General features: G+C 70.2%; 29 protein-coding genes. 15 read left to right on the forward strand and 14 right to left on the reverse strand.

The window, feature by feature from the left end:
- Positions 1–72 precede the first annotated feature (72 nt).
- Complete coding sequence (locus ABGB18_RS09825; RefSeq protein ID WP_347695089.1) at positions 73–843, forward strand: enoyl-CoA hydratase/isomerase family protein; 771 nt, start codon at positions 73–75, stop codon at positions 841–843.
- 27 nt (positions 844–870) lie between these two features.
- Positions 871–1,578, forward strand: coding sequence for a peptidoglycan editing factor PgeF (pgeF, locus tag ABGB18_RS09830; RefSeq protein ID WP_347695090.1), 708 nt, complete (start codon positions 871–873; stop codon positions 1,576–1,578).
- 158 nt (positions 1,579–1,736) lie between these two features.
- Here pgeF and ABGB18_RS09835 read toward each other — a convergent pair whose 3' ends face one another.
- The 3 genes from ABGB18_RS09835 to ABGB18_RS09845 are packed head-to-tail and all read right to left on the reverse strand — an operon-like array spanning position 1,737 to position 3,969.
- Complete coding sequence (locus tag ABGB18_RS09835) at positions 1,737–2,081, reverse strand: hypothetical protein (protein ID WP_347695091.1); 345 nt, start codon at positions 2,079–2,081, stop codon at positions 1,737–1,739.
- A gap of 26 nt (positions 2,082–2,107) precedes the next feature.
- Complete coding sequence (locus ABGB18_RS09840) at positions 2,108–3,250, reverse strand: ATP-dependent DNA ligase (protein ID WP_347695092.1); 1,143 nt, start codon at positions 3,248–3,250, stop codon at positions 2,108–2,110.
- Complete coding sequence (locus ABGB18_RS09845) at positions 3,247–3,969, reverse strand: pyrimidine reductase family protein (protein ID WP_347695093.1); 723 nt, start codon at positions 3,967–3,969, stop codon at positions 3,247–3,249. Before ABGB18_RS09845 ends, ABGB18_RS09840 begins: the two co-directional genes overlap by 4 nt.
- A gap of 126 nt (positions 3,970–4,095) precedes the next feature.
- Here ABGB18_RS09845 and ABGB18_RS09850 point away from each other — a divergent pair, with 126 nt between their 5' ends.
- A complete protein-coding gene (locus ABGB18_RS09850; protein ID WP_347695094.1) occupies positions 4,096–4,485 on the forward strand; it encodes a hypothetical protein in 390 nt (129 codons plus the stop codon).
- Positions 4,486–4,629: 144 nt separating this feature from the next.
- Here ABGB18_RS09850 and glgX read toward each other — a convergent pair whose 3' ends face one another.
- Both glgX and ABGB18_RS09860 read right to left on the reverse strand, forming a co-directional pair.
- Positions 4,630–6,759 carry a glycogen debranching protein GlgX gene (gene glgX, locus ABGB18_RS09855; protein WP_347695095.1) on the reverse strand — a complete coding sequence of 710 codons (2,130 nt, stop codon included), beginning with the start codon at positions 6,757–6,759 and terminating at the stop codon, positions 4,630–4,632.
- A 101-nt stretch (positions 6,760–6,860) separates the two neighbouring features.
- Positions 6,861–7,286 (reverse strand): OsmC family protein, encoded by a 426-nt coding sequence (locus tag ABGB18_RS09860; protein WP_347695096.1) that lies wholly within the window; start codon positions 7,284–7,286, stop codon positions 6,861–6,863.
- A gap of 151 nt (positions 7,287–7,437) precedes the next feature.
- Here ABGB18_RS09860 and ABGB18_RS09865 point away from each other — a divergent pair, with 151 nt between their 5' ends.
- The 4 genes from ABGB18_RS09865 (at position 7,438) to ABGB18_RS09880 (ending at position 9,970) form a co-directional block, all read left to right on the forward strand.
- Entirely contained in the window at positions 7,438–7,995 is a 558-nt protein-coding gene (locus ABGB18_RS09865) for a sigma-70 family RNA polymerase sigma factor (RefSeq protein WP_347695097.1), read from the forward strand.
- Positions 7,995–8,885: a maleylpyruvate isomerase family mycothiol-dependent enzyme gene (locus ABGB18_RS09870; protein WP_347695098.1), complete on the forward strand. Its 891-nt coding sequence runs from the start codon at positions 7,995–7,997 to the stop codon at positions 8,883–8,885. The genes ABGB18_RS09865 and ABGB18_RS09870 overlap by 1 nt, the downstream gene beginning before the upstream one ends.
- 78 nt (positions 8,886–8,963) lie before the next feature.
- Positions 8,964–9,239 (forward strand): hypothetical protein, encoded by a 276-nt coding sequence (locus ABGB18_RS09875; RefSeq protein WP_347695099.1) that lies wholly within the window; start codon positions 8,964–8,966, stop codon positions 9,237–9,239.
- A 155-nt stretch (positions 9,240–9,394) separates the two neighbouring features.
- Positions 9,395–9,970, forward strand: a complete 576-nt coding sequence (locus tag ABGB18_RS09880) for an HD domain-containing protein (RefSeq protein ID WP_347695100.1) — start codon at positions 9,395–9,397, stop codon at positions 9,968–9,970.
- 137 nt (positions 9,971–10,107) lie between these two features.
- Here the strand turns inward: ABGB18_RS09880 and ABGB18_RS09885 are convergent, their stop codons facing one another.
- Complete coding sequence (locus ABGB18_RS09885; protein ID WP_347695101.1) at positions 10,108–11,451, reverse strand: ankyrin repeat domain-containing protein; 1,344 nt, start codon at positions 11,449–11,451, stop codon at positions 10,108–10,110.
- A gap of 178 nt (positions 11,452–11,629) precedes the next feature.
- On the opposite strand from ABGB18_RS09885, the gene ABGB18_RS09890 reads away from it, so the two are divergent.
- Positions 11,630–12,367 (forward strand): DUF1707 domain-containing protein, encoded by a 738-nt coding sequence (locus ABGB18_RS09890; RefSeq protein WP_347695102.1) that lies wholly within the window; start codon positions 11,630–11,632, stop codon positions 12,365–12,367.
- Positions 12,368–12,386: 19 nt separating this feature from the next.
- Here ABGB18_RS09890 and ABGB18_RS09895 read toward each other — a convergent pair whose 3' ends face one another.
- The 5 genes from ABGB18_RS09895 to ABGB18_RS09915 all read right to left on the reverse strand — a co-directional run bounded on the left by ABGB18_RS09895 (position 12,387) and on the right by ABGB18_RS09915 (position 16,598).
- Positions 12,387–13,148, reverse strand: a complete 762-nt coding sequence (locus tag ABGB18_RS09895) for a sirohydrochlorin chelatase (protein ID WP_347695103.1) — start codon at positions 13,146–13,148, stop codon at positions 12,387–12,389.
- A 23-nt stretch (positions 13,149–13,171) separates the two neighbouring features.
- A complete protein-coding gene (locus ABGB18_RS09900; RefSeq protein WP_347695104.1) occupies positions 13,172–13,900 on the reverse strand; it encodes a phosphoadenylyl-sulfate reductase in 729 nt (242 codons plus the stop codon).
- Between the two features lie 136 nt (positions 13,901–14,036).
- Entirely contained in the window at positions 14,037–15,725 is a 1,689-nt protein-coding gene (locus ABGB18_RS09905; RefSeq protein WP_347695105.1) for a nitrite/sulfite reductase, read from the reverse strand.
- A 312-nt stretch (positions 15,726–16,037) separates the two neighbouring features.
- Positions 16,038–16,298, reverse strand: a complete 261-nt coding sequence (locus tag ABGB18_RS09910; RefSeq protein WP_347695106.1) for a transcriptional regulator — start codon at positions 16,296–16,298, stop codon at positions 16,038–16,040.
- A gap of 132 nt (positions 16,299–16,430) precedes the next feature.
- Positions 16,431–16,598, reverse strand: a complete 168-nt coding sequence (locus tag ABGB18_RS09915) for a hypothetical protein (RefSeq protein ID WP_347695107.1) — start codon at positions 16,596–16,598, stop codon at positions 16,431–16,433.
- A 56-nt stretch (positions 16,599–16,654) separates the two neighbouring features.
- Between ABGB18_RS09915 and ABGB18_RS09920 the strand changes: the two genes are divergently transcribed.
- The 4 genes from ABGB18_RS09920 to glyA all read left to right on the forward strand — a co-directional run bounded on the left by ABGB18_RS09920 (position 16,655) and on the right by glyA (position 20,274).
- Positions 16,655–17,446, forward strand: a complete 792-nt coding sequence (locus ABGB18_RS09920; protein WP_347695323.1) for a TIGR03084 family metal-binding protein — start codon at positions 16,655–16,657, stop codon at positions 17,444–17,446.
- Positions 17,447–17,479: 33 nt separating this feature from the next.
- Positions 17,480–17,854, forward strand: a complete 375-nt coding sequence (locus ABGB18_RS09925; RefSeq protein WP_347695108.1) for a YccF domain-containing protein — start codon at positions 17,480–17,482, stop codon at positions 17,852–17,854.
- A gap of 58 nt (positions 17,855–17,912) precedes the next feature.
- Positions 17,913–18,845: a YihY/virulence factor BrkB family protein gene (locus tag ABGB18_RS09930; RefSeq protein ID WP_347695109.1), complete on the forward strand. Its 933-nt coding sequence runs from the start codon at positions 17,913–17,915 to the stop codon at positions 18,843–18,845.
- 178 nt (positions 18,846–19,023) lie between these two features.
- The gene (glyA, locus tag ABGB18_RS09935) at positions 19,024–20,274 is read left to right on the forward strand and encodes a serine hydroxymethyltransferase (protein WP_347695110.1); all 1,251 of its coding nucleotides are present in this window, start codon (positions 19,024–19,026) and stop codon (positions 20,272–20,274) included.
- A gap of 99 nt (positions 20,275–20,373) precedes the next feature.
- On the opposite strand, the gene ABGB18_RS09940 is transcribed toward glyA, so the two are convergent.
- Complete coding sequence (locus tag ABGB18_RS09940; protein WP_347695111.1) at positions 20,374–21,093, reverse strand: zf-HC2 domain-containing protein; 720 nt, start codon at positions 21,091–21,093, stop codon at positions 20,374–20,376.
- Positions 21,090–21,638 carry a sigma-70 family RNA polymerase sigma factor gene (locus tag ABGB18_RS09945; protein WP_347695112.1) on the reverse strand — a complete coding sequence of 183 codons (549 nt, stop codon included), beginning with the start codon at positions 21,636–21,638 and terminating at the stop codon, positions 21,090–21,092. The genes ABGB18_RS09940 and ABGB18_RS09945 overlap by 4 nt, the downstream gene beginning before the upstream one ends.
- A gap of 289 nt (positions 21,639–21,927) precedes the next feature.
- Here ABGB18_RS09945 and rsgA point away from each other — a divergent pair, with 289 nt between their 5' ends.
- Both rsgA and ABGB18_RS09955 read left to right on the forward strand, forming a co-directional pair.
- Positions 21,928–23,025 carry a ribosome small subunit-dependent GTPase A gene (gene rsgA / locus ABGB18_RS09950; RefSeq protein ID WP_347695113.1) on the forward strand — a complete coding sequence of 366 codons (1,098 nt, stop codon included), beginning with the start codon at positions 21,928–21,930 and terminating at the stop codon, positions 23,023–23,025.
- Positions 23,026–23,261: 236 nt separating this feature from the next.
- Positions 23,262–23,888: a phosphoribosyltransferase gene (locus tag ABGB18_RS09955; RefSeq protein WP_347695114.1), complete on the forward strand. Its 627-nt coding sequence runs from the start codon at positions 23,262–23,264 to the stop codon at positions 23,886–23,888.
- 110 nt (positions 23,889–23,998) lie between these two features.
- On the opposite strand, the gene ABGB18_RS09960 is transcribed toward ABGB18_RS09955, so the two are convergent.
- The gene (locus ABGB18_RS09960) at positions 23,999–24,370 is read right to left on the reverse strand and encodes an ATP-binding protein (RefSeq protein ID WP_347695115.1); all 372 of its coding nucleotides are present in this window, start codon (positions 24,368–24,370) and stop codon (positions 23,999–24,001) included.
- Positions 24,371–24,601: 231 nt separating this feature from the next.
- Between ABGB18_RS09960 and ABGB18_RS09965 the strand changes: the two genes are divergently transcribed.
- The gene (locus tag ABGB18_RS09965) at positions 24,602–25,483 is read left to right on the forward strand and encodes a helix-turn-helix transcriptional regulator (protein ID WP_347695116.1); all 882 of its coding nucleotides are present in this window, start codon (positions 24,602–24,604) and stop codon (positions 25,481–25,483) included.
- Positions 25,484–25,547: the final 64 nt, after the last annotated feature.

The following is a 25,547-nucleotide window of genomic DNA, read 5'->3' on the forward strand; positions in this document are numbered from 1 at the left end:
CGGTGGTGGGGTTCGTATCCGATTTGATCGGATATTTCATGACGGAGAGGTTCGGGACGAGGAGGAGATGGTGTGAGCGAGCTTGTGGTCACCGCCGACGGGCCCGTGCTGCGGGTGGTGTTCAACCGGCCGGACCGGCACAACGCACTGACCTGGGACATGTGGGACGGCCTGGAGCAGGCTTGTGAGCGGGCCGACAACGACCCCGCGATCAAGCTGCTGGTGCTGTCCGGGGCGGGCGGACGGGCGTTCGTGGCCGGCACCGACATCGCCCAGTTCGCCGCCTTCAACGACGGCTCGGACGGCGTCGCGTACGAGCGCGGGGTCCAGCGCGTCATCGACCGCCTCGAACGCGTCAAGGTTCCCACGGTGGCCGTCGTCGAGGGCCACTGCGTGGGCGCGGGCCTGATCGTCGCCGCGGCCTGCGACCTGCGGATCGCCGTGCCCGCGGCCACGTTCGGCGTGCCGATCGCCCGCACCCTCGGCAACTGCCTGTCCATGAACACCTACTCCCTGCTCGTCCACCACCTCGGCCCGGCCCGCACCCTGGACATGCTGCTCAGGGCCCGCCTCTACACCGCCGAGGAGGCCCACGCCGCCGGTTTCGTGGCCGAGCTCCGCACGCCGGAGGAGTTGCCCGAGCGCCTGGCGGAGCTGGAGGATCGGCTGCTGGGACACGCGCCGCTGTCGATGTGGGCGGCCAAGGAGGCCGTCCGGCGGCTGCGGGTGGCGAACCTGCCGGACGGCGACGACATCGTGGCCACGGTCTTCGGCAGCGACGACTTCCACGCCGCCGTCCCCGCCTTCCTGGCCAAGGAGAAGGTGGACTGGCAGGGCCGGTGACTTCGGGCGGGGCCCTAAGATCGAGCCATGGAGCTGACCTCTGGAGTGCATGTCGCCGTCACCGACCGACACGGAGGGGTCAGCACGGGACCGTACACCTCACGCAACCTCGGCGGCCTGGTCGGCGACGACCCCGAGGCCGTACGGGCCAACCGCGCGGGAGTGGCCGCCGAGCTGGGCGTGCGGGCCGTGGTGTTCATGCGCCAGGTTCACAGCGCCGAGGTGGCCTACGTGAGCGAGCCGTTCGGCGACGACCCGCCGCGCCTCGACGGGGTGTTCACCACCGAGCCGGGCCTGGCGCTCGCCTCGCTCGGCGCCGACTGCCCCGCCGTCCTGGTGGCCGATCCGGTGGCCCGCATGGTGGGCGCCGCACACTCCGGCCGCCCCGGCACCGCGGCGGGCATCACGACCGCGCTGGTGGCGGCCATGGCCGCAAAGGGCGCGACACCGGAGCGGATGGTCGCGATGGTCGGTCCCGGCGTCTGCGGCCGCTGCTACGAGGTGCCCGCCGGTATGCGCGAGCAGGTCGCCGCCAAGGTGCCCGAGACGTGGTCCACGACCTCCTGGGAGACACCGGCCCTCGACCTGCGCGCCGGCATCGAGGCCCAGCTCCGTGCGGTGGGCCTGGTCGACGTACGCCACGACGCCCGCTGCACGATGGAGTCCTCAGAGCTCTACTCCCACCGCCGCGAGCAGCCCGGCGGCCGCTTCGCCGCCCTCATCTGGCTCACCTGACCCGGCGCCCAAGACAGCGGCGCCCAAGGTGTGGTCGCGTTACCGCGCCAAGGATCGCGGCGTCCGAAGCCGGGGCGCGCAAAGTCGTGCCATCAGGGGTGCGGCCCTGGGGTGCGGCGCTGGAAGGGGTGGCGCTCGCAGTTGTGGCGCTTGGAGGGTCAGTTCTTGCGGGTGTTGAAGATCACGTTCACGATGATGATGCCGACCCACACCGGGATCAGCGCGTATTCCTTACCGTCACCGACCAGCGTGAGCAGGATGGTGGAGACGGTGCCCAGGGCGACCGAGACGATCGCCAGGGCCAGCCGTTGCCCGTCAGCCGTGGTCTGCTGACGGGCAACCTGCTTGGCCGCTGGGCCTGATTGGGCCAGACGTTCGTCCACCCTCCGGTCGACCTCCTGGCCCATCTTCTCGAGAAATGACTCCACGACGGCGTCCTCGAACTCCGGGCCGAGGTCGCGGCGGGCGGACAGAGCTGCGCGCAGCTCATCTCCTGTACTCATATTCCGAGAATATTGCGGGACTTTTGCTAGCGGGCAAGGATATCGTCGAGGTTGTAACTGACCGGACGTTCGAGCTGCTCATAGGTGCATGATTCCGGCGTGCGATCCGGCCGCCACCGCCGCCATTGTGCGGTGTGCCGGAACCGGTCGCCTTCCATCTGGTCATAGGCCACCTCGATCACCAACTCCGGCCTGAGCGGAATGAACGACAGGTCCTTCTTGGCACTCCAGCGTGATATCGCCCCCGGCACGCGCTGCCCGCCCGTCGCCGGCCCGGCGGCCGGCTGCCCGAGGTTGGCCGCCGCCTGCTCGGCCCAGTGGCCCCAGGGGTGCTCGCCCAGCTCGGTGAGGTACGGCTTGATCTCCTCGACCAGCTCGGCCCGGCGCGCCATCGGGAAGGAGGCGGCCACCCCCACGTGGTGCAGCCGCCCGTCGGCGCCGTAGAGGCCGAGCAGCAGCGAGCCCACGATCGGCCCGGATTTGTGCTCACGGTAGCCGCACACCACGACGTCGGCGGTCCGCTCGTGCTTGACCTTGAACATCGTGCGCTTGTCCGGGATGTACGGCTGGTCGCCGGGCTTGACGATGATGCCGTCGAGCCCCGCCCCCTCGAACGTCTCGAACCACTCACCCGCCTGATCCTCGTCGGTCGTCACCGGAGTCAGCCGGATGGACCCGCCCCGCTCCGGGAAGATCCCCTCCAGCCGCGCCCGCCGCTCCGAGAACGGCACCTCCATGAACGACTCGTCACCCAGCGCCAGCAGATCGAACGCGAAGAACTGGGCCGGCGTGCGCTCCGACAGCATCTTGACCCGGGACGCGGCCGGGTGGATGCGCTGCTGCAACGCGTCGAAGTCGAGCTGCGACCCCATCGGCAGCACGATCTCACCGTCCACGACGCACTTCTCCGGCAACTCCGCCCGGACCGCCTCGACCAGCTCGGGAAAGTAGCGTGTGAACGGCCGCTCGTTACGGCTGCCCAGATAGACCTCGTCGCCGTCGCGGAACACGATGCAGCGGAACCCATCCCATTTCGGCTCATAGAACAGCGTGCCGTCCTGCTTGGGCATCTTCTTGACCGGCTTGGCCAGCATCGGCGGCACCGGCGGACGCACCGGAAGGTTCGGAACCGGCTCTTCGACGGGCCCGTCGGCGGGCTCGGTGGTCATGGGCTCTGCTCCCTCGTATATCTGCAGAAGAGGACCCCGTCCTCCTCCAGCACCTGCCTGAGATTCAAGCTGACCTGTGCGGGCTCGCCGTTGATGATGCGCGCCGCGCCGCCGCCGACCAGCATCGGGCTGGTCGACAGGCACAACTCGTCGACCAGACCGGCGGCCGAGAGCTGGGCGTTGACCCGGGGCCCGCCCTCGCACAGGATCCTGGTCAGCCCCCGGTCGTGCAGCTCGGCCACGGCCTGCCGCATGTCGACGCCCTCCTCGCCGGCCACGATGAGGTCACTGCGCTTGGCCGCCTCCTTGAGCCGCTCGTGCGGCGCGCACGCGCAGGTGATCACGATCGTCCTGCTGGTGGCGTCGGTGAACAGCTCGTCGTCGAGGTCGAAGGCGAGGCTGCGGGTGATGATCGCGATGGGCGGCACCTCGGGCCGGCCCGCGCGGATCTCGGCCCACGACTCGCGCGGCTTGACCGGGCCGTATCCCTCCTTGCGGACCGTCGCCGCGCCCGCGACGACCACGTCGGCCAGCCCGCGCAGGACCTGGAATATCCGCTTGTCACCCGTGCTCGACAGGCCGCCGGAGCGCCCCTTCAGCCAGGCGGCGCCGTCGGCGCTCGCGACCATGTTGAGCCGCAACCACGGCCTGTCCTCCGGGTAGGCGTACGCCTGCGGAATGCCTGGATTGTCCTGTATGTCGGGATAGATGCGCCGCACTCCTCTACCTTGGCACACCCCGCCGACATTCAGCCGCAGGGGGTTTTGGGAGGGATACCACTTTTGCGGATTGACGGACGGGTGGGCGGTTCCGTGCTTACGTGGCGGGGGGAGAGGGGAGGGCCCATGGGGCTGGTCACCGGATTGACGTGGACGATCGCCGCGCTCGCCGGTGTCCGCCTGCTGAGCCACTGGTTGTCCGGCGGCGACCGGGCCAAGATCACCCGGTTCCCGGCGGCGGTGGTCTTCTCCCACCCGACGCTGGCCGTCTCGGCGCTGGCGTGCTGGGTCGCCGCGCTGATCACGGGGAACCGGGCGTTGGCGTGGCTGGCGTTCGGCGGGCTGGCGGCGGCCGCGCTGCTGGGCTTCGTGATGTTCACCCGCTGGCTCGGCGCGGGGCGGCACGGCAGGGGCGGCGCCGGTCTCCCGGTGCTGGCGGTCACCCTGCACGGGCTGGCCGGGGTGGCCACGTTTGCCCTGGTGCTCCTCGCGGCCAGCGCGGCCCGCGTCTTCTGAGGCCGGCGCCGCCCCCGAGGTCAGGCGGCCGGGCCGACCGCCAGGCGGCCGGACCCATCGTCAGTGCGGCCGGGCCGACCGTCAGCACGGCCGGACCAACCGTCAGTACGGCTGAGCCGATCGTCAGGATGGCCGGGCCGGCGGTCAGGACGGCCGGGTCGTGCGGGGCTGGCGCAGCACCTGCAGCGAGCGGGCCGTGACGGCGACCAGGCCACCGGCCTGCCACTGGTCGTCGGCGAACGCGTCCTCCACCCAGTCGTGGCTCGTGTCGAGCACCGGCAGCCACCCGGTGCCGAACTCCGGGCCGGGCAGCGTGAACGGCAGGTTCTCGTGGTGCGCGTTGATCAACAGCAGGAACGAGTCGTCCACGATGCGCTCGCCGCGTGGCCCGGGCTCGGTGATCGCCTCGCCGTTCAGATAGACCATGAGGGACTTGGCGTAGCTGATGTGCCAGTCGCCCGCCGTCATCTCCACGCCGCCGGGAGTGAGCCAGACCAGGTCGCGGGCGCCGTTGTCCGGATGGCGGCCGTGGAAGAAGCGGCGGCGCTGGAAGACCGGGTGCTCGCGGCGCAGCTTGGACAACGCGCGTACGAACTCCAGCAGCGCCGGCTCGGCCTGCAGCAGCGACCAGTCCACCCAGGCCAGCTCGTTGTCCTGGCAGTAGGCGTTGTTGTTGCCCCGCTGGGTGCGGCCGAGCTCGTCGCCGTGGGAGAGCATGGGCACGCCCTGCGACAGGAACAGCGTGGCCAGGAGGTTGCGGCGCTGACGGTGGCGGAGCCCGACGATCGAGGGGTCCTCGACCGGGCCCTCCGCGCCGCAGTTCCAGGAGCGGTTGTCGTTGGTGCCGTCGCGGTTGTCCTCGCCGTTGGCCTCGTTGTGCTTGTGGTCGTAGGAGACCAGGTCGGTGAGGGTGAACCCGTCGTGGCAGGTGACGAAGTTGATCGAGGCGACCGGGCGGCGGCCGGAGGACTCGTACAGGTCGGCGGAGCCGGTCAGGCGGGAGGCGAACTCGGGGAGGGCGGAGTGCGTACCCCTCCAGAAATCTCGCACTATGTCCCGATATTTGCCGTTCCACTCCGTCCACAATGGTGGGAAATTTCCGACCTGATACCCACCCGGACCCACATCCCACGGCTCGGCGATCAGCTTGACCTGTGAGATCACCGGATCCTGCTGGATCAGGTCGAAGAACGCGCTCAGCCGGTCGACGTCGTGCAACTCCCTGGCCAGCGCCGAGGCCAGATCGAACCGGAACCCGTCCACGTGCATCTCCAGCACCCAGTAACGCAACGAGTCCATGATCAGCTGCAGCGCGTGCGGCGAGCGCACGTTGAGGGAGTTACCGCACCCGGTGTAGTCGAGGTAGTAGCGCCGGTCACCGTCGTGCAGCCGGTAGTAGGCCGCGTTGTCGATCCCCCTGAACCCCATCGTGGGCCCCATGTGGTCGCCCTCGGCGGTGTGGTTGTAGACCACGTCGAGGATGACCTCGATGCCCGCCTCGTGCAGCGCCCGCACCATGGCCTTGAACTCCAGCACCTGCTGTCCCCGCGTGCCCGCACTGGAGTAGCCGGCGTGCGGGGCCAGGTAGGCCATGGTGTTGTAGCCCCAGTAGTTGGTCAGCCCGCGCGCCACCAGGAAGTGCTCGGGCATGTAGTGGTGCACCGGCATCAGCTCGACCGCCGTCACCCCCAGCGACAGCAGGTGGTCGATGACCGCCGGATGCCCCATCCCCGCGTACGTGCCCCGCAGGTCGGGCGGCACGTCCGGGTGCCGCTTGGTGAGCCCGCGAACGTGCGCCTCGTAGATCACGGTCTGGTGGTACGGCGTGCGCGGCGGCCGGTCGTTGCCCCACTCGAAGAACGGGTTGACCACCACGTTCTTCGGCATGTACGGGGCGCTGTCCTCGGTGTTGCGCCGGCTGGGATCGGTGAAGTAGTAGGGGAACAGCGCCTGGTTCCACACCAGGTCGCCGTCGATGGCCTTGGCGTAGGGGTCGACCAGCAGCTTGGCCGGGTTGGAGCGGTGGCCCTGCGAAGGGTCGAAGGGGCCGTGGACGCGGTAGCCGTAACGCTGCCCCGGCTGGATCCCCGGCAGGTAGCCGTGCCAGACGAACCCGTCGACCTCGGGCAGATCGACGCGCTCTTCGACGTCGTCCTCGTGAAACAGGCACAGCTCGACCCGCTCGGCGACCTCTGAGAACACCGAAAAGCTGGTGCCTACGCCGTCCCAGGTGGCGCCGAGTGGATAGGGCTCGCCCGGCCAGACCTCGCGCATGTGGACCAATTGTCGCATGCGAAAGCGCTCTTGGTCTCGCGATGAACCGATCGCCGTCGCCTTCCCGGCGGTCACCTGCCGCCGGGAAGGTCAGGATCCGGTCAGAGCAGCTCGGCCATGAGGTTGATCGTGGTGCCCGCCAGCGCCTTGCTGACCGGGCAGTTGGCCTTGGCCGTCTCCGCGGCCTGCTGGAACTGCTCGGCGGTGATCCCGGGAACCCGGCCCTTCACCGTGAGCACGATGCCCGTGATGCCCTCACCGGGCTGGAACGTCACGTCGGCGCTGGTCTCCAGCGACTCGGGCGGGGTGCCGGCGCCGGCCAGCCCGTGCGAGAGCGCCATCGAGAAGCAGGAGGAGTGAGCCGCCGCGATGAGCTCCTCGGGGGAGGTCTTGCCGCCCGGATCCTCGGCCCGGGAGGCCCAGGAGACCTCGAACGCGCCGACGCCCGAGGTGTCGAGCGAGACGGTGCCCCAACCGTTGAGCAGGGCGCCCTTCCAAAGGGTGGTGGCGGTGCGAGTGGTGGCCATGGCGTAGCTCCCTCCGTTGTAGTGCTCCGACACTATCGCGCGCCGACAAAGTGCGTCCCGGAGGTCATCCGGCTCTACTTTTGCGGCGAATAGTGACATGCTCGGGTCGCGGCGCACCGGCCGCCTTGGTCCGGATGAACACGGGAGTGTGGTGCCAGTGGAGGCACCGTACGACGACCGCCTGCTGCACCAGCGGGTGGTCGGCGGCGACGAGGCCGCACTGGGTGAGGTCTACGATCGGCTCTCCTCGCTGATCTTCGGTCTCTCGCTGCGTGTCACCAGGGACCGGGTGATCGCGGAGGACATCACGCAGGAGGTCTTCCTGGTCTTCTGGGAGCGGCCGCTGGCCTACGACCCGGACCGCGGCACGTTGCGCGCGTGGCTGGCCACGATCGCCCACCGCCGTGCGGTGGACCACGTACGCGCCGAGGAGCGCCGGCGCGTGTCCGCCCTGGGCCCCCGGCTGTTCGAACGCGAGCCTGCGAGACTGGAGGACACGGTGCTCGCCGCCGACGAGGCCCAGCGCGTGCGCCAGGCGGTGACGTCGCTGCCCGACGGGCTCCGGGAGGCGGTGGAGCTGGCTTACTTCGGCGGGCGGACCTACCGGCAGGTCGGCGAGGAATTAGGCGTGCCCGAGGGCACCGCCAAATCGCGCATCCGGCTGGCGCTGAGACGCCTGGCGGACGCGCTTGCGGAGGAAGAGGTGTGATGGACCCCGTCGAGCGTCTCTACCTGGACGCGATGATGGAGGACCCGGCGGTGCCGGCCCACTCGTTGCGTCCCCAACTGCTGGCCGGGGCCAGGGCACGGCGCAGACCCGCGGCTCCCACGGCGGCCTGGGCGCAGCCGTACGCGGGCCGCGTCGCCGCCATGGACGCGTTGCTGGCCTCGGCGGTGGACGGCGACTGGTCGCGGATCATCGTCGAGGGCTGGACCCTGCAGGAGCTGGTGGCCCACCTGGCCGCCAAGGACGGCCTGCTGGCCGCCTCGGTGGGCGCCCCGGTGCTGGGCCCGCCGCTGGGGGCGGCCGACTCGATGGGCCGTACGCGGGAGGTGCAGGCGTACGAGCGGGGCCGCAGCCCCGAGCAGACCCGCCGGGACTGGCGGGCCCAGGCGGACGCCCTCTGCCGCCATCTGGCGGAACTGGACCCGGCGACCCCGGCCGGCCTGGACGGCATGGAGACGGCGATCGGCGACCACATCCTGGCCCGGGGCCTGGAGACCTGGGTCCACACGTCCGACGCGGCCCACACGGCCCAGATCAGCCTGCCCGACCCGATCCCCGAGCACATCCGCCCGACCGCGGACCTGTGCGCCCGCCTGCTGCCCTGGACGATGCTCTTCTCCGGCCTCGACGGCGCCGGCCGCACCGTGCACCTGACGCTGACGGGCGAGGGCGGCGGCGAGTGGACGCTGCCGCTGGGCGTCGAGGAGACGGTCCCGGGCACGCCGGACGTCCACATCACGGCCGACGTGGTCAAGTTCTGCTTCCTGCTGGGCGGGCGGGGGGATCCGCTGGACTTCCCCGCCGACGTGACGGGCGACCATGACCTGGCCAGGGACATCCTGACCACGGCCCCGACCTTCTCCGGTCCCTGAGGCCCGCCGGTCACGGCCGATGAGTTCCGCGCCCCCGGGCGGTCTGCTCCCGTGAGATCCGGCTACGAGGGAGATTCCATGAGCGTTCTGGGTGGGGGCGGCGGGCTGTCGCGGAAGCGGCTCGGGCGCATGCGCGAGATCCTGGCCGAGGCGGTCGAGAGCGGCACCGTGCCCGGGCTGGTCGCGCTGGTGCACCGGCGCGGAGAGACACACGTCGTGGCACTCGGCACGCTGTCACTTCCTGCTGACGCAGCGGGTCTTCGACGCACCGCGGGCCCCGTACGTGTTCCAGGGCTCCTGGACGGCGGCATATGCCGCGATAGACGACTGACCAGGCGTGTTCTGGGGATTTGACGGGTTGTTTGAGCTGAATGGGGTAGGTGTGATCCTCCCGGTGGGTACGCCTGATTCTGTCCGAATGCCAACCATCACCACGACGACTCATCGAGGACCATAAGCCGCCAGGCCGTCGTCTAGGCTCGGCGCATAGACGAGAGGGGGTCGTCGTCGTGAACGGCGAGGTGACGGGACTGGCAGGCCTGCTGTACGAGTTCGGGCTGCTCAAGCGCTACAAGAGGACCGGATGGCTGGTCGCGGGCGTACGCGATCCGGAGAGCATAGCCGAGCACTCGTTCCGCGCGGCGGTCATCGCCGGCATGATCGCCCGGATGGAGGGCGGCAACCCGGAGCGGGCCGCGTTCATGAGCCTCTTCCACGACACGCAGGAAACCCGCATCACCGACATCCCCTACATCGGCAAGCGCTACCTCAAGGCGGCCTCCAACGAGGACGTCACCGCCGACCAGGTGCGCGGCGTGCCCACCGAGGTGGCGGACATGGTGGCCGACGCCGTGGGCGAGTATGAGGAGAAGGCCAGCCTCGAAGCCCTCTGCGCGCGGGACGCCGACAAGCTGGAGTGCCTCATCCAGGCGGTCGAATATCGCGAGCAGGGGCACCAGAACGTCCAGGGCTGGATCGACAGCTCGCTGGCCGCGCTGACGACCCCGACGGGCAAGCGCCTGGCGGAGGAGGCCCTGCGGACGGGCACCCTCGAATGGGTGACCCGCGTCCTCAACGGCGACTGACCCCCACCGAGGCGGAGCCCGGCCCTCACCCGAGGCGGGCGGGCCGGTGACACCCCGGCCCGCGCGCCCGTGCGCCGCTGCCTCGATCACGCCCGTGCCGCCCGAATCACGTCCGCCGCGCCTTCACCACGCGTGCGCTACTCGTGCGGCCGCGTGACGAGGTCGCGGGCGTATTCGTCGTCGCTCTCCGCCAGCACCCGGTCCGCCCCCTGCGTGGCCCGCTCGTCCCCCCTCATGGCGAGCCCGCGCGTGGCCTCGGCCACCGTGCGCAGGTCCGAGTCGGTGAGCCGGGCCGCCAGCGCCTCCCGGATGCGCGGCGTGTCGGCGGCCAGCCCGGCGAGCCCCGCCGTGGCCCAGTCGCGGATCTCGGAGTCCTCGTCCTCCGACATCTCGACCAGCAGCGCCAGCCCCTCCTCGTGGTCCGGCGGCAGCACGTCGGCCAGCGCGATCGCGTCGGTCATCGTGCGCTTGTGCCCGGGACGGCGGAGCACGTCGAGGACGGAGGGCAGCGCCCGCGGGTCGCCCTGGTGGCCGAGCGCGGCCAGCACCGAGCGCAGGACCTGCGGATTGCCCTCCGTGGCGACCATCTTCTGCAGCAGCGGCAGCGTACGCTCCAGATAGGGCTTCTCGCCGTCGGCGAACCCGAACTGGGCGATCGCGTCCACCCCGAACTCCCGCTCCCGGGCGTCCTCGCTCACGCACAACCGGGCCAGGGCCTCGTACGTCTCCTCGTCGGCCCGCTTGCCCAGCACGTCGGCGACGATCCACCAGGTCTCGGCGTCCTCGTCGATGTCGCGGTGCGCCACGGCACGCGCCACCAGCCGGTCCGCCGGCGTGTAGGTGCCCGCCGCGTCCTCCAGCAGCGTCGCGATGGCGGCGTGGCCGCGCTGGGCCTGCACCTGCTCCGTCTCCGAGCCGTCGGCCGAGCGGCCGGCCACCGTGACGAGCTCGGTGCCGTCCTTAGCGTACTGGCGGGCCACGACGTATTCCCAGCCGTCCTGCTCGATCTGGTCCAGCAGCGCGCTCTCCAGGTGCACGCCCACCCAGTCGAGGGCGATCTCGAGCGGTGAGTCGCCGTCGCCGTCGTACTTCTCGTGGTCTGCCCCCGCCTCCAGCAGCACCTGCGCCACGCCGAGCGCGCCGCGCCTGGCGGCCAGCGTGAGCGGGGTGTCGCCGTCGTCGTTGGTCGCGTCGATCTCGGCGCCCGCCTCGATCAACACCCTGGCGGTGGCGGCGTGGCCGTTGGCGGCCGCCCACAGCAGCGCCGTCCAGCCGCCCGCCTCCCGGCCGTTCACGTCGGCGCCCCCCGCGAGCAGCGCGCCGGCCACCTCGTCCCGGTCCCAGGCGGCGGCCGCGCACAGCGGCAGCCCCTCGTCCGCGCCTTCGCTGAGCTTGTTGGGGTCCGCGCCACTGGCGAGCAGCTTGCCCACGGTCTCGGACTCGCCGTTCAACGCCGCGCGGTAGAGCTGTTCCTCATGCATGACAGGACCCTAGCCTGGTCCGGCCGCGCCCCGGACCTCGCTAGGGCCATGTCATCGCCTGGTACGTGCCAGAACCCCGTCCGGGTTCAATCACCATGTCGAATGAGCATCTTTCGAGGGCGACGATTCCTCCCTCAGGGGGAGTCACAAGGCGGACAAGACGCGATATGTTGCGAGTATGACTGAACCCGGTGAGGTCCGTGCCTCGGATGCCGAGCGTGAGGCCGTCGTCGAGCAACTGCGTGTCGCCTCGGTCGAGGGCCGGCTCACGCTCGCCGAGCTGACCGACCGTACGGAGGCCGCCTACACCGCGACCACCCACGCCGAGCTCGCGCTGCTCACCCAGGACCTGCCCGCCGCCGGAGGCGTGAGCGGCCCGCCGGCCCCCGCGCCGCAGGGCAGGAAGCGGCGCTGGTTCGTGGGCGTCATGGGCGACTCCAAGCGGCGCGGGACCTGGCGGATCGACCAGGAGCTCGGCGCGGTCGCGGTGATGGGCGACGTGCTGCTCGACCTGCGCGAGGCCGAGGTGCGCACGAGCATCGTGGACATCACGGCCGTCTCCGTGATGGGCGACGTGAAGATCATCGTGCCGGACGGGGTCATCGTGGACCTCGAAGGCGTGGCGGTCATGGGGGACAAGCGGGTGGACGTCCAGGAGGCGCCCCAGGGCATGAACGTCCCCGTGGTGCGGGTGAAGGCGTACGCGGTGATGGGCAACGTCAAGGTGATCGGCGACTCGCGGGCGCAGCCGCTGCAGCGCGGCCTGACGGCCTGGCGGGAGCACTGGCGGCGGCTGCACGGGGACGACTGGCGGGAGCTGGGCAGGCAGCTCCGCGCCGAGGGCCGGGAGCTGCGCAGGCAGCTCCGCGACGACTACCGGGACGACCGCAGGGACATGCGGCGGCACGGTTACTGACGCGCCGCCGCGCCGTCCCTCAGCCGGCCAGCGGCACCGGCCGCCACTGGGCCGGCCACTGGGCCGACTCATACCGTTCGAGGAGCACGTCCACCAGCTCGGGCGCGGGCCCGAGCACGTCTGACACGATCGCCGCCCCCGCCTCCAGCGTGCTCCGCCGCACCTTGTCGGCGAAGTAGCCGGGCGCCAGCAGGTACGGTGCCACGACCACCCGCGGCGCGCCCGCCCGGGACAGCGCCGCCACGGCCTGGGCCGGGGCCGGCTCGGCGGCGGAGGCGTACGCGGCCGAGACCGCCCACCAGCCGGACCGCCGCCACGCCCGGGCCAGCTCCGAGATCACCGTGTTGGCCATGGCGTCGCTCGAACCCGCCGAGACGAGCACCACCGCCGTGTCCGGGTCACCGGCCGGCACGCCCGCCTGCGCCAGCCGCCGCTCCAGGGCGGACAGCAGCAGCGGGTGCGGCCCCAGGGTCGAGCCGTAGCGCACGCGCAGGCGCGGCTCGTGCGCGCGGACCTCGTTGAGCGCGGCGGGCAGGTCCACCCGGCTGTGGTACGCCTCCGTCAGCAGCAGCGGCAGCACCACGGCCTCCTCCAGGCCGTCCAGGGCCTGACCCAGGGTCGGGGTGCAGTGGTCCAGGTACGCGGCCCGTACGGGCACCTCGGGGCGCGCCAGGCGTACCTGGTCGAGCAGCGCGGCCACGGTGGCGGCGGCGCGCGGGTCACGGGACCCGTGCGCCACCGCCACCAGTGGCACGCGGCCGGGGGCGGTCCCGCCTGCCAACGGGACAGGTCCCCTGCTGGGGATCACAGGTGAATGCCGCATTCGACCTTCCCCAGGCCCGCCCAGCGTCCGCTGCGCGGATCCTCTCCCTCCGCGACCTGCCGCGTGCACGGCGCGCAGCCGATCGAGGGGTAGTTGTCGTAGTGCAACGGGTTGATCAGCACCCCGTTGTCGGCGATGTAGTTGTCCACGTCTTCCTGGGTCCAGGCCGCGATCGGGTTGACCTTGACCATCTGCCGCTTGGCGTCCCACTCGACGACCTTGGTGTTCGTCCGGCTGCGCGACTCGTCGCGGCGGATGCCGGAGATCCACGCCAGATACGGCTCCAGCGCCCGGTTGAGCGGCTCGACCTTGCGCAGATGGCAGCACAGGTCCGGGTTGCGGCCGAACAGGCGGGGGCCGAGCTCGCGATCCTGCTCCTCGACCGTCCGCGACGGCTTGATGTCGATCACATTGACGTCATAGACCTGCGCCACCGCGTCCCGCGTGCCGATCGTCTCGGCGAAATGGTAGCCGGTGTCGATGAACAACACGTCCACGCCGGGTTTGACCCTGCTCACGAGGTCGATGAGCAGGGCGTCACTCATCGAGGACGTCAGGCACAACCGGTCGCCGAACGTCGCCGCCGCCCACCGGATGATCTCGCGGGCGGGCGCGCCCTCAAGGAAGGTGGCTGCCGACTCCACGATGTCCTGGAGGTCGAGCGTGCCGCGCTGCTCCTTCAGGACCACCTCGATGTCCACGAGCGTCATATCTTTACTCCGATGCCAAGGAATTTGAGCTTGAAGGCGCGAGCGCAGGCCCGGCAGTACCAGCCACCGTCTCCCTCGTAGGGCTCGAGGTCCTCGTCGCCGCAGTAGGGGCAGTGGAAGGGAACCGCGCGCGTGGTCATTTCAGGTCCGCCTCGTCCGCTCGCTGCACCCAGTCGGCGAAGGACTCGCCTTCCTTCTTCTGGTCGTCGTAGTTGCCCACGACGCGCGCCACGTAGTCGGGCAGCGCCTTGGCGGTGGTCTTGAGGCCGCGCACCTTCCGGCCGAAGCCGGAGTTGACGCCGAGCGAGCCGCCCAGGTGGATCTGGAAGCCCTCGACCTGGTCGCCGTTCTCGTCGACCACGAGCTGGCCCTTCAGCCCGATGTCGGCGGTCTGGATGCGGGCGCAGGAGTTGGGGCAGCCGTTGACGTTGATGGTCAGCGGCTGGTCGAACGACGGCAGCCGCCGCTCCAGCTCGTCGATCAGCAGGGAGGCCGTGTCCTTGGTCTCGACGATGGCGAGCTTGCAGAACTCGATGCCGGTGCAGGCCATCGTCTGGCGGCGGAACGTGGACGGCCTGACCTGCAGGTCGTTGGCCTCCAGCTCGGCCACGATCGAGTCCACCCGGTCGGGTGCGATGTCGAGGACGACCATCTTCTGCTCGACCGTCGTACGGACCCGGGCGGAGCCGTGCCGTTCGGCGATGTCGGCGATCGTGTGCAGCTTGTCGCCGTCCAGGCGGCCCACCTTGGGCGCGAAGCCGACGTAGAAGTTGCCGTCCTTCTGCCGGAAGACGCCGACGTGGTCGCGGCGGCGGTCGCGGGGCTGCTCGGGCGCGGGCCCGTCGGGCAGCGGCTCCTTGAGGTATTCCTGTTCGAGGATTTCGCGGAACTTCTCGGCTCCCCAGTCGTTGACGAGGAACTTGAGCCGGGCCCGGTGCCGCAGCCGCCGGTAGCCGTAGTCACGAAATATCCCGACAACGCCTTCATGAACGTCGGCCACCTGGTCCGGCCGGACGAACACGCCCAGCCGCTTGCCCAGCATCGGGTTGGTCGACAGGCCGCCGCCCACCCACAGGTCGAAGCCCTTCTCGCCGCGCTCGTTGACCACCCCGACGAAGGCCACGTCGTTGATCTCGTGCACCGTGCAGTGCGCGGGGCAGCCGCTCAGCGCCGACTTGAACTTCCGCGGCAGGTTGGAGTACGCGGGATTGCCCAGGACGCGGTCCTGGACCTGCTGGATCTGCTCGGTGGCGTCGATCACCTCGTCGGAGTCGATCCCGGCGAGCGGGCAGCCGAGGATCACGCGCGGGGTGTCGCCGCAGGCCTCGGTGGTGGACAGGCCCACGGCCTCCAGCCGCTCCCAGATGTCCGGCACCGACTCGATCTCGATCCAGTGGAGCTGGATGTTCTGGCGGTCGGTCACGTCGGCCGTGCCGCGGGCGTACTCGTTGGCGATGTCCGCGATCACGCGGAGCTGGGTGAGGCTGAGCTGGCCGCCGTCGATGCGGACGCGCAGCATGAAGTAGCGGTCGTCGAGCTCCTCCGGCTCCAGGATGGCCGTCTTGCCCCCGTCGATGCCGGGCTTGCGCTGGGTGTAGAGGCCGAACCAGCGCATGCGGCCACGCAGGTCGGCCGGGTCGATCGAGTCGAAGCCCCGCTTGGAGTAGATGTCGATGATGCGCTGGCGGACGTTGAGGCCGTCGTCGTTCTTCTTGTTCTCTTCGTTCTTGTTGAGCGGCTCACGGTAACCGAGAGCCCACTGGCCTTCGCCGCGCGGGCGTTTGTGGTGCCGGCTGGCAGGAGTGCGGCTGGCAGGGGTGCTCATTGCGCGTCCTTCGGTTCATGGGCGCGCGCAACGTCCTCCCTGCCTCATCGTCGAGGCCAGGGGCGGTGAGAAAGGAGTGCGACGCGCTCAGCGGCAGGAAAATGCGGATGGGTTACTGGGCGTCGCAACAGATGGCACTGCGGACACGCTGAAGATCGACGTGGCGTCGACCGACAAGCATGGGGTCCGCTGGCATGCTTTGACGATACTCCGGCGGTCCGGGATGTCCAAGACGGGTCCAGAGTGTGGGACTGCCCGGCACTGGACCGCGGCCTTGATCCGTCCGCCTCCCGCTCGTTCAAGATCGATCTCTCACTCGGCGTCGGCAGCGGCGTGACGTGCGGTTTCGGCGATCGTCTGGAGCGCGGCCAGGTGTCCGGTGAGCGCCCGGCGGCCTTCGCCGGTGAGCGGGAGCCAGGCGCGGGGGCGCTTGCCGACGCGGCCTTTGAGCACTTTGACGTAACGCGCGCCCTGGACGGCGGAGACGATCCGGCTGACGCCGGCGTCGGAAATCCGGGCACAGTCGCGGACGGCGGCGGACTCCGCCTCCGGGCAACCGGACGGGAACGCCATGATGATCAGCCGCGCGGGGCAGGATCCACGGGCCGATCGGGCTCCGCGGCATGGTGATGACCCCGCCCGCTTGGTGTCGCGCCCGGCCGTCCGTGTGATGTTCGTCACCCGGCGGGAGGCGGATTCCGGGCCCTACCCCTGACGCAGCCAGTTGACCCGCGGTTCCTGCGCCCCTTCTTCCTTGTCCTCGTTGTCGGGCGTGGTGGGTCCCGTGTGGGTTCGCGTCTGGTGCTGGCAGTCGCACCAGGAGCCGCCGCGGCAGTCCTCGTGCCGTTTCTCCTTGCAGCTGTCGCAGATCACGTCTGCAATTATTCTCCCCGAACGTTGTCCGGGTTAGCCTGGCTCGCGTGGATCTCATGGCGGAGTTGCTCGACGATCTGCGCGCCGAGACCGCGTCCCTGGAGGCGCTGCTCCGGCCCCTGCGGCCGGAGGAGTGGGAGCTGGCCACGCCGGCCGAGGGATGGGCGGTCCGCGACCAGGTGAGCCACCTGGCCTGGTTCGACGACGCCGCCGTGCTCGCCGCCACCGACCCCGCCGCCTACCGGGCCTCGCTGGCGGACTTCGGCTCGGTGGACGACCTCGTACGGGAGTCGCGCGGGATGCCCCCCGCCGAGCTGCACGCGTGGTTCCGCGGGGCCCGCGCCCGCAGCCTCGACGTGTTCGCCGCGCTCGATCCCCGCCAGCGGGTGCCGTGGTTCGGCCCGGCGATGTCGGCCGCCTCCTTCGTCACCGCGCGGCTGATGGAGACGTGGGCGCACGGCCAGGACGTGGCCGACGCGCTGGGCGTCACCCGGGAACCCACCGTCAGGCTGCGGCACGTGGCCACGCTCGGGTTCCGGGCCCGCCCCTACAGCTTCACCGCCCGCGGGCTGCCCGTGCCCGCCGAGCACGAGCAGGTAAGGGTCGAACTGGCCATGCCCGACGGAAGCACCTGGACGGCGGGACCGGCCGGCGCCCCCGCCCTCCTACGCGGCCCGGTGCTCGACTTCTGCCTGGTCGTCACCCAGCGCGTCCACCTGTCCGACACCGCGCTGGAGCCGGCCGGAGAGCCGGCGCGGGCCTGGATGGAGATCGCGCAGGCGTTCGCCGGGCCCCCGGGCAAGGGACGGGTGCCGAGGCCAGGGTCCGCTCAGGGAGATGCCGGATGACGCGGGCCGCACGCCCGCTGACATGCTGTGAGCATGCGCACAATCCTGAACGTCATATGGCTGGTGTTCGCGGGGATCTGGCTGGCCATCGGATACTCGCTGGCCGGGATCATCTGCTGCATCCTCATCGTCACGATCCCGTTCGGCATCGCCTCGTTCAGAATCGCCGCCTATGCCCTGTGGCCGTTCGGCAGGACCGTCGTGCGCGACCCGGACGCGGGTGTGTTCTCACTGCTCGGAAACATCATCTGGTGCGTCGTAGCGGGCGTCTGGCTGGCGATCGGGCACGTGGTGACCTCGATCCCGCTCTTCCTGTCGATCATCGGCATCCCGATGGGCGTGGCCAACCTGAAACTCATCCCCGTTTCCCTGCTTCCGCTGGGCGCGCGCATTGTGACCAACGACTAGGGCAGGACCAGGGACGTAAGCTGTCCGGAAGAGTCACTGCGGAATACCGTTGGGTGCCATGACGTCGACCGACGCGCCTTCTCGGCCCAAGGGCCGGCTCGTTTCCAACGCCCGGGCCAGGCTGAGCTGGGTGCTCGACACCAGGTCGTGGGCGACCGTTCGCGCGGCCACGAACGCCGGCGTGACCTACCGGGTCACCGGCCTGGCGGGTGAGGCGGCGTTCTTCGCGCTGCTGTCCCTGCCGCCGTTCGTGCTGGGCCTGATCGGGGTGCTGGGCAAGCTCGGCACCTGGATCGGGGCCACCGTGGTCCTGCAGGTCAAGACGTGGGTGATCGAGCAGGCCGGGCTGCTGTTCACCGACGACGCCGTCAACAAGGTGATCAACCCGCTCATCACCGACGTGCTCAGCGACGACGCGGGCAAGGTGTCGATCATCTCGCTGGGCTTCCTGCTGTCGCTGTGGTCCGGCTCCCGCGCCCTGTATGTCTACGTGGACCTCATCTCCGTCGCCTACGGGCTGGGGGAGGAGCGGGGCATCATCCGTACTCGGCTGATGTCGTTCGGACTCTACGTCGTGGGCCTGATCATCGGGATCATCGTCATGCCGATCCTGGTCATCGGGCCGACGCTGCTCAAGGACACCCTGCCCGGCGAATACGGCGTGCTCGTGGACGTCCTCTACTGGCCGGTCGTGATCATCGGCTCGGTGCTGTTCCTGACGGTCCTCTACCACGTCAGCGTGCCGGTGCGCACCAAGTGGTATCGGGAGCTGCCGGGGGCGATCCTGGCGCTGTTCCTGTGGATCGTGTGCGCGGCGGTGCTGCGCGCCGTGCTGGCGGCGTGGTTCTCGCCCGTCTCGGTCTACGGCTCGCTGGCCGCGCCCATCGCGTTGCTGCTCTGGCTCTACATCACCGCGCTGGCCGTGCTGATCGGCGCCATCCTGAACGCCGAGGTGGACCGGCTCTGGCCGGGCGAGGGGCGCAACCAGTAGCGGCCGCCCGGGCGGGACGCGAACCCGCTGATCACGACGAGCTGAGGGCCTGCGGCATCCGCTATCGTCTAGGGCGAGACGCGACTGGCGCATTCGGTGGGATCAACCACCAGGGAGCGAAGGGAGCGGAGGCCGTGCGCCTGGGTCTTCGCGCATTGTCACCGATGACAGGAGAATCATGAGTTCTCTCGCTAGCGTCGACCCGCAGATCGCCGAGCTCATCAAGGCGGAAGAGCGGCGTCAGGCCGACACCGTCAAGCTGATCGCGTCCGAGAACTACGTGTCCAAGGCCGTGCTGGAGGCCACCGGCACCGTCCTGACGAACAAATACTCCGAGGGCTACGCGGGCAAGCGCTACTACGAGGGCCAGCAGGTCATCGACCAGATCGAGACCGTGGCCATCGAGCGGGCCAAGGCCCTGTTCGGGGTCGCCCACGCCAACGTCCAGCCCTACTCCGGCTCGCCCGCCAACCTCGCGGTCTACATGGCGTTCCTGCAGCCCGGCGACACCGTGCTGGGCATGGGCCTGCCGTTCGGCGGCCACCTCACCCACGGCTGGTCGGTCTCGGCCACCGGCAAGTGGTTCAACCCGGTCCGCTACGGCGTGCGCAAGGACACCGGCCGCATCGACCTCGACGAGGTCCGTCAGCTCGCGCTGGAGCACCGGCCGAAGCTGATCTTCTGCGGCGGCACCGCGATCCCGCGGACCATCGACTTCGAGGGCTTCGCCTCGATCGCCCGCGAGGTCGGCGCCGTGCTCGCGGCCGACATCGCCCACATCGCGGGCCTGGTCGCGGGCGGCGCGCACCCGTCCCCGGTGGGCCATGCCGACGTGATCTCCACGACCACGCACAAGACCCTGCGCGGCCCGCGCGGCGCCATGCTCATGGCCACCAGTGACGAGCACGCCACGGCGCTCAACAAGGCCGTCTTCCCCGGCCTCCAGGGCGGCCCGCACAACCACACCACCGCCGCCATCGCCGTAGCCCTGCACGAGGCGGCCCAGCCGTCCTTCCGCGACTACGCCCACCAGGTCGTCGCCAACGCCAAGGCGCTGGCCGACGAGCTGGCCTCACGCGGGTTCGACCTGGTCTCCGGCGGCACCGACAACCACCTGATCCTGCTCGACCTCACGCCCAAGGGCATCGGCGGCAAGCCGGCCGCGCAGGCGCTCGACCGGGCGGGGCTGGAGACCAACTACAACACGGTGCCGTTCGACACCCGCAAGCCGTTCGACCCGTCGGGCATCCGCATCGGCACGCCGTCGGTGACCTCGCGCGGGATGGGGGAGACGGAGATGCGGCAGATCGGCGCCTGGATGGACGAGGTCGTCACGGCACTGGCCAAGGGCGACGCCGACGACGTGATCACCCGAGTTCATCACGAGGTGAGCGACCTCACCGCCCAGTTCCCCGCCCCGGGACTCTAAGCTCCATATGCACGGCGGGGCCAGGGTCACACCACCCGTCCGTGACATGTGGAGCTTCAAGCCCTCCCACCAGCGGCGGGAGGGCTTGTGAACCCGTGATCAGAGCTCGACGGTGAGCAACGTGTCACCTGCCGAGGTGACCACCTCGAAATGGTCGATGTCCGGCAACGGCGTGGCGCTGCCGCCGTGCATGTAGAGCGGATCAGGCGATCCCGGAACTCCGTACCCGGCTGGAGGTACGGACCACCCGGTCATCACCCGGCGCTCTCCCGACTTGGCCACGGAGACCAGCTCGCACTCCAGCGGGCCCTGTACCCCGGCCAGCTTGAGGGCGGCGTGCGTGCCCCACCCCTTGGACTCCACCACCAGCCCGCCGGTCACCCCGGCGGCGCCCTTGCCGTCGATCGGCTTGCCGTCGGCGTAGAACTGCTCGGCCGGGCCCATGTGGCCGGAGTGCTCCTGCGCAACCTGCGGCGTGCCGTCCGCGTCCAGTTGCGTGCCGATCGTCAGCCCGCCGGCCACCAGCGTGACCGCCGCCGCCATCCCGATCACGAACGTCCCCCTGCGTGTCCGCCGATCGGCCGCCTTCCTGCGCCGGAGCAGGTCGATCACGTCGTCCTGCCCCTCAGGCGTAGGGGGGTCGGGCTCCTCGACGGGTGCGATCCCGTGCAGCACGCTCGCCACGCCGGCCAGATCGTCCAGCTCGGCCCGGCAGGAGGGGCAGATCAGGAGATGGGCCTCGAAAGCCACCCTGTCGTCCGCTTCCAGCAGGCCCAATGCGTAGGCGCCCACGTCCGTGTGCTCGACTCTCGAAGTCACGCCGTCACCCCCCTCTCCTCCAGGGCGAGCCGCAGCGCGCGGACCGCGTAGTAGACCCGGGACTTCACGGTGCCCACCGGGATGCCGAGAGCCTCGGCGGCGTCGTTGACCGACCGATCCCGCAGGATCGTCTCGTTGAGGATCTCGCGGTGAGCCGGGGACAACGCCTTCAGCGCCTCTGACACGACCACCTGGTGCAGGAGGCCCTCCATCTCGTCCGGCACTGGCATGCTCTCCAGTGGCCCGTCGCCCGACTCCAGCGGCCGGGCCTCCCGGCGCCGCCGGTCATCGATCACGATACGTCTGGCGACCGTGGCGAGCCAGGGCATCAGCGACACCGAATCTGGGTCGAGTCGCTCCACACTGCGCCAGGCACGAATCATGGTCTCCTGCACCACGTCTTCCGCCCACTGCCGATCGCCCGCCGTCAATCTGATCACGAAGGCCAGAAGCGGCCTGTGATATTCCCGGTAGAGCGCGGACACGACCACCTCGTCATCCGGCCGCACCCGCCGGATCCAGTGTCGTAAGCGCGGCTTGCCCATCGGGGCGGTTCCCTCGGCCGAGGGCGGGGGATACGTGCTGACTCGCATCATTCCCCTTTCTCGCGTCCGTCGGGAGGTGGTACGGGCGGTTGCCCTGGCACGGTTCAACAAACCGCGGAAGTAAATGTGATTGCGTCCATGCGGACAGGGTGCGTAGAGTCACACCGGCAACTGATCGAGGAGGTGAGGACCATGCGGGCAATCGGTTTCGGCATGCCGTCCGTCCACCTCCGGGCGCTCATCTGACCCCGCCCGGTTCCGCCTCTTCGACACCAAAGGTTTGATCACGTTGTCTCACGATCTTTCGCTGTTCGGCTGGAACGACCTCCGTGCCGCCGAGCTGCCCGCTGACACCGTCCCCGGCCGCGTGGCCCGCGTCGACCGCGGCGCGGCCGAGGTGATCGCGGCGGACGGTCAGTTCCACGTCAAGTACGGAGCCCGCGTACGCCGCGCGGCGGCCGCCGACCCGATCGCGCTGCCGTGCGTCGGCGACTGGGTCGCGCTTCGGCTGCTTCCCGAGGGCCGCTACGAGCTCGACGAGGTCCTGCCGCGGACGACCGCGTTCGTCCGGGGCGGCGTGAGCCGCGACTCGGTGGGCGGCCTGTCCGGCGACGGCCAGGGGCAGGTGCTCGCGGCCAACGTGGACATCGTCTTCGTGGCCGAGCCGTCCATGCACTCCACCGACTTCGCCGACCTCAGCCGCATCGAACGCCTGGTCGCCCTGGCCTGGGAGTCCGGCGGCACGCCCGTCGTGCTCGTCACCAAGTCCGACCTGTTCGAGGACGGCCTCGACCAGTTGCTCGCCGACGTGCGGGTGGCCGCGCCCGGCGTGGACGTGCACGCCGTCTCCTCGCAGCACGGGTACGGGGTCGCGCTGGTGCGCGCCTACCTGGAGGGCTCCCGTACGGCCGTCATCCTGGGCGCGTCCGGCGCCGGCAAGTCCACCCTGGTCAACGCGCTGGCGGGGGCCGAGGTCATGGAGACCCAGCAGGTACGCGCCGTGGACGGGCGCGGCCGGCACACCACCGTGCACCGGGAGCTGATCCCGCTGCCCGGGGGCGGGCTGGTCATCGACACGCCGGGCATCCGCAGGATCGGCCTGTATGACATCGGGGAGGGCGTCGACCGGGTCTTCGCCGACATCGAGGAGCTGGCGGAGCACTGCAGGTTCGGCGACTGCGGCCACTCGGGCGAGCCCGGCTGCGCGGTGCTCGCGGCCCTGGAGAGCGGGGAGCTGCCGGAGCGGCGCCTGGAAAGCTGGCGCAAGCTCCAGCGGGAGGCCGCCTGGATGGCCTCCCGCACGGACGCCCGGCTGCGCAAGGAGCAGCAGAACAAGTGGCGGATCATCACCAAGGAGATGCGCCGCTCAGGCCGCAACCGCCCTTGACCGCACCCCTTGACCGCACCCCTTGACCGCCGCCCCTGACCGCACCCCTTGACCACCCCCCTGACTGGCGCGCCTGACCTCGGTCCTTGGCTGTGGCTCCTGGGGCCGCGGTCGCGGGAGCGGTGCCCGGGGTGCGGGTGCCCGGGTGTGTTGGGTGACGAGTTCGGGGTTGTGGGCATGGCGGAATGGCGGGGTGGGGGAGGCGAGGAGCGGGCGTCAGCGGGTAGGGCATCGGCATGGAGCTTTTCGCAGACCGGGCCGAGGCCGGGGCACGGCTCGCCGAGCGGCTGCGGGACGCGCACGACCCCATCGTGCTGGCCTTGCCTCGCGGCGGCGTGGAGGTGGCCGTACCCATCGCGCGCGCGCTCGGCGCCGAGCTCGACGTGCTGGTGACCAGGAAGATCGGCTACCCGCCGGCGCCCGAGCTGGGCGTCGGCGCGGTGGCCGAGGGCGGCGAGCCGGTGTTCGACATGGGGTTGCTGCAGCGGCTCAGGCTGACGCCCGAGTCCGTGGCCGGCGTGGTCGAGCAGGAGCGGCGGGAGCTGGCCCGCAGAGTACGGGCCTATCGGGGCGATCGCCCATTGCCCCCGCTCAAGGGCCGGGAAGTGATCGTGGTGGACGACGGCCTGGCCACCGGCGGCACCGCGCGGGCAGCACTTAGGGCGGTCAGCGCGGCCAAGCCCGGCAAACTGACGCTGGCCGTGCCCGTCGGGGCCCGCGAGACGGTCAAATCGCTGCAGAAGGAGGCCGACGAGGTGGTCGTCCTGCTGATGCCGCTCGACTTCAGGGCGGTGGGCCAGTGGTACGTGCACTTCGACCAGCTCAGCGACGCCGACGTGCTGGACCTGCTCGGCAGGAAATGACCGCGAGCCTGATCGGCCGGGGAGGTCGAGCCGGTCGGACGGAGGGATCGAGGGAGCGGAATCGGGCGGGGCGGCTGGTGGACGAGTTGAGGGAGTGCCGGGGTGGTGAGTCAGGAGGCGAGGACGGCCCAGACGAGCTTTCGGCTGCCACCGGAGGAGAGCCAGCCCCACTTCGTGCACAACGCGTCCACCAGCCGCAGCCCCCGCCCGAACTCCGAGAACACGTCAGGCGTCGCCGCCACCGGCACAGTGTGGCTGTGATCGGTCACCACGCAGGCCAGCTCCGTCCCGTGCGTCAATAACCGGAGCTGCACCGCCCCTCCACCGTGCCGCATGGCGTTGGTCACCAGCTCCGACACCACGAGCTGGGCGTCGAAGGCCACCTCGATCACGCCCCACGTGGACAGCGTCTGGTCGACGAACCGCCGGGCCAACGCCACACAGGCGGGTTCGAGCGAGGTCCGTTGATGGAAGGGGAACATCGCGTCACAATCACCGGCATGACCGTCGACCAGAACGGACGTAAGCCATCCTGGTGGCCGGGAACCGATGGCGGCTTGCGGCCGAGCGTCGAAAGTCGTCATTCTGGCCCCCGAAGCGCGGTCTGGTGATCCAATGCCCATCTTTACGGGGAGTGCTTACCGATGCAAGACTTTTCGTGGTTTACGGATGCGAATCGCATCTGCACGTGCAGATGACCTAGGAGCGGTGGAGTGAGCGCAGAGAGCGCGGAGGGACGGCTTCTCAGCCATTCGCCGGGAAGTCCGACGGTGCTGCGGATCCTGCTCGGGACCCAACTGCGCAGGCTGCGTACCGAGAAGGGTATCTCGCGGGAGGACGCCGGATACTCGATTCGCGCATCTCACGCCAAGATCAGCCGGCTGGAGCTCGGCCAGGTCAGCTTCAAGCACCGCGACGTGGCCGATCTGCTGACCCTCTACGGCGTCACCGACCCCGGCGAGCGCGAGCCCCTGCTCGCCCTGGCCAAGCAGGCCAACGCCCCCGGCTGGTGGCACAAGTACGGCGACGTGCTGCCGAACTGGTTCGAGGTCTACATCGGCCTGGAGGGCGCCGCCTCGAGCATCCGTACGTATGAGAACCAGTTCGTGCCCGGCCTGCTCCAGACCGCCGACTACGCCAGGGCCGTCATCGCACTGGCACACGAGAAGGCCACCAAGTCGGAGCTCGACCGGCGGGTGGCGCTGCGCACCACGCGGCAGCGGCGGCTGGAGAGCGGGCTCACCATCTGGGCGGTGATCGACGAGGCCGTCGTGCGACGTACGCTCGGCAGCGCCGAGACCATGCGCGCGCAGATCGCCCACCTGCTCGACGTCACGGCCGAGCCCAACGTCACCGTCCAGCTCATGCCGTTCGACCGGGGCGGCCACGCGGCGGCCGGGGGCCCCTTCAGCATCCTGCGCTTCCCTGAGCGCGAGCTGCCCGACGTGGTCTACATGGAGCAGCTCACCAGCGCCCTCTACCTGGACAAACCCGCCGATTCGGATCACTACATGGAAGTGATGGACCGGCTGAGCATCCAGGCCGAAGAGCCCAAGCGGACCAGACTCTTCCTGGAACGCCTCATTTCCCGATGAGCGCCGACATCTCCCTGTGATCCACTCCATAGAGGGATTTTTTGGTTGTCCGGTATATGGAGAT

Source organism: Nonomuraea sp. B12E4 (assembly GCF_039871825.1).
GTDB lineage: Bacteria > Actinomycetota > Actinomycetes > Streptosporangiales > Streptosporangiaceae > Nonomuraea.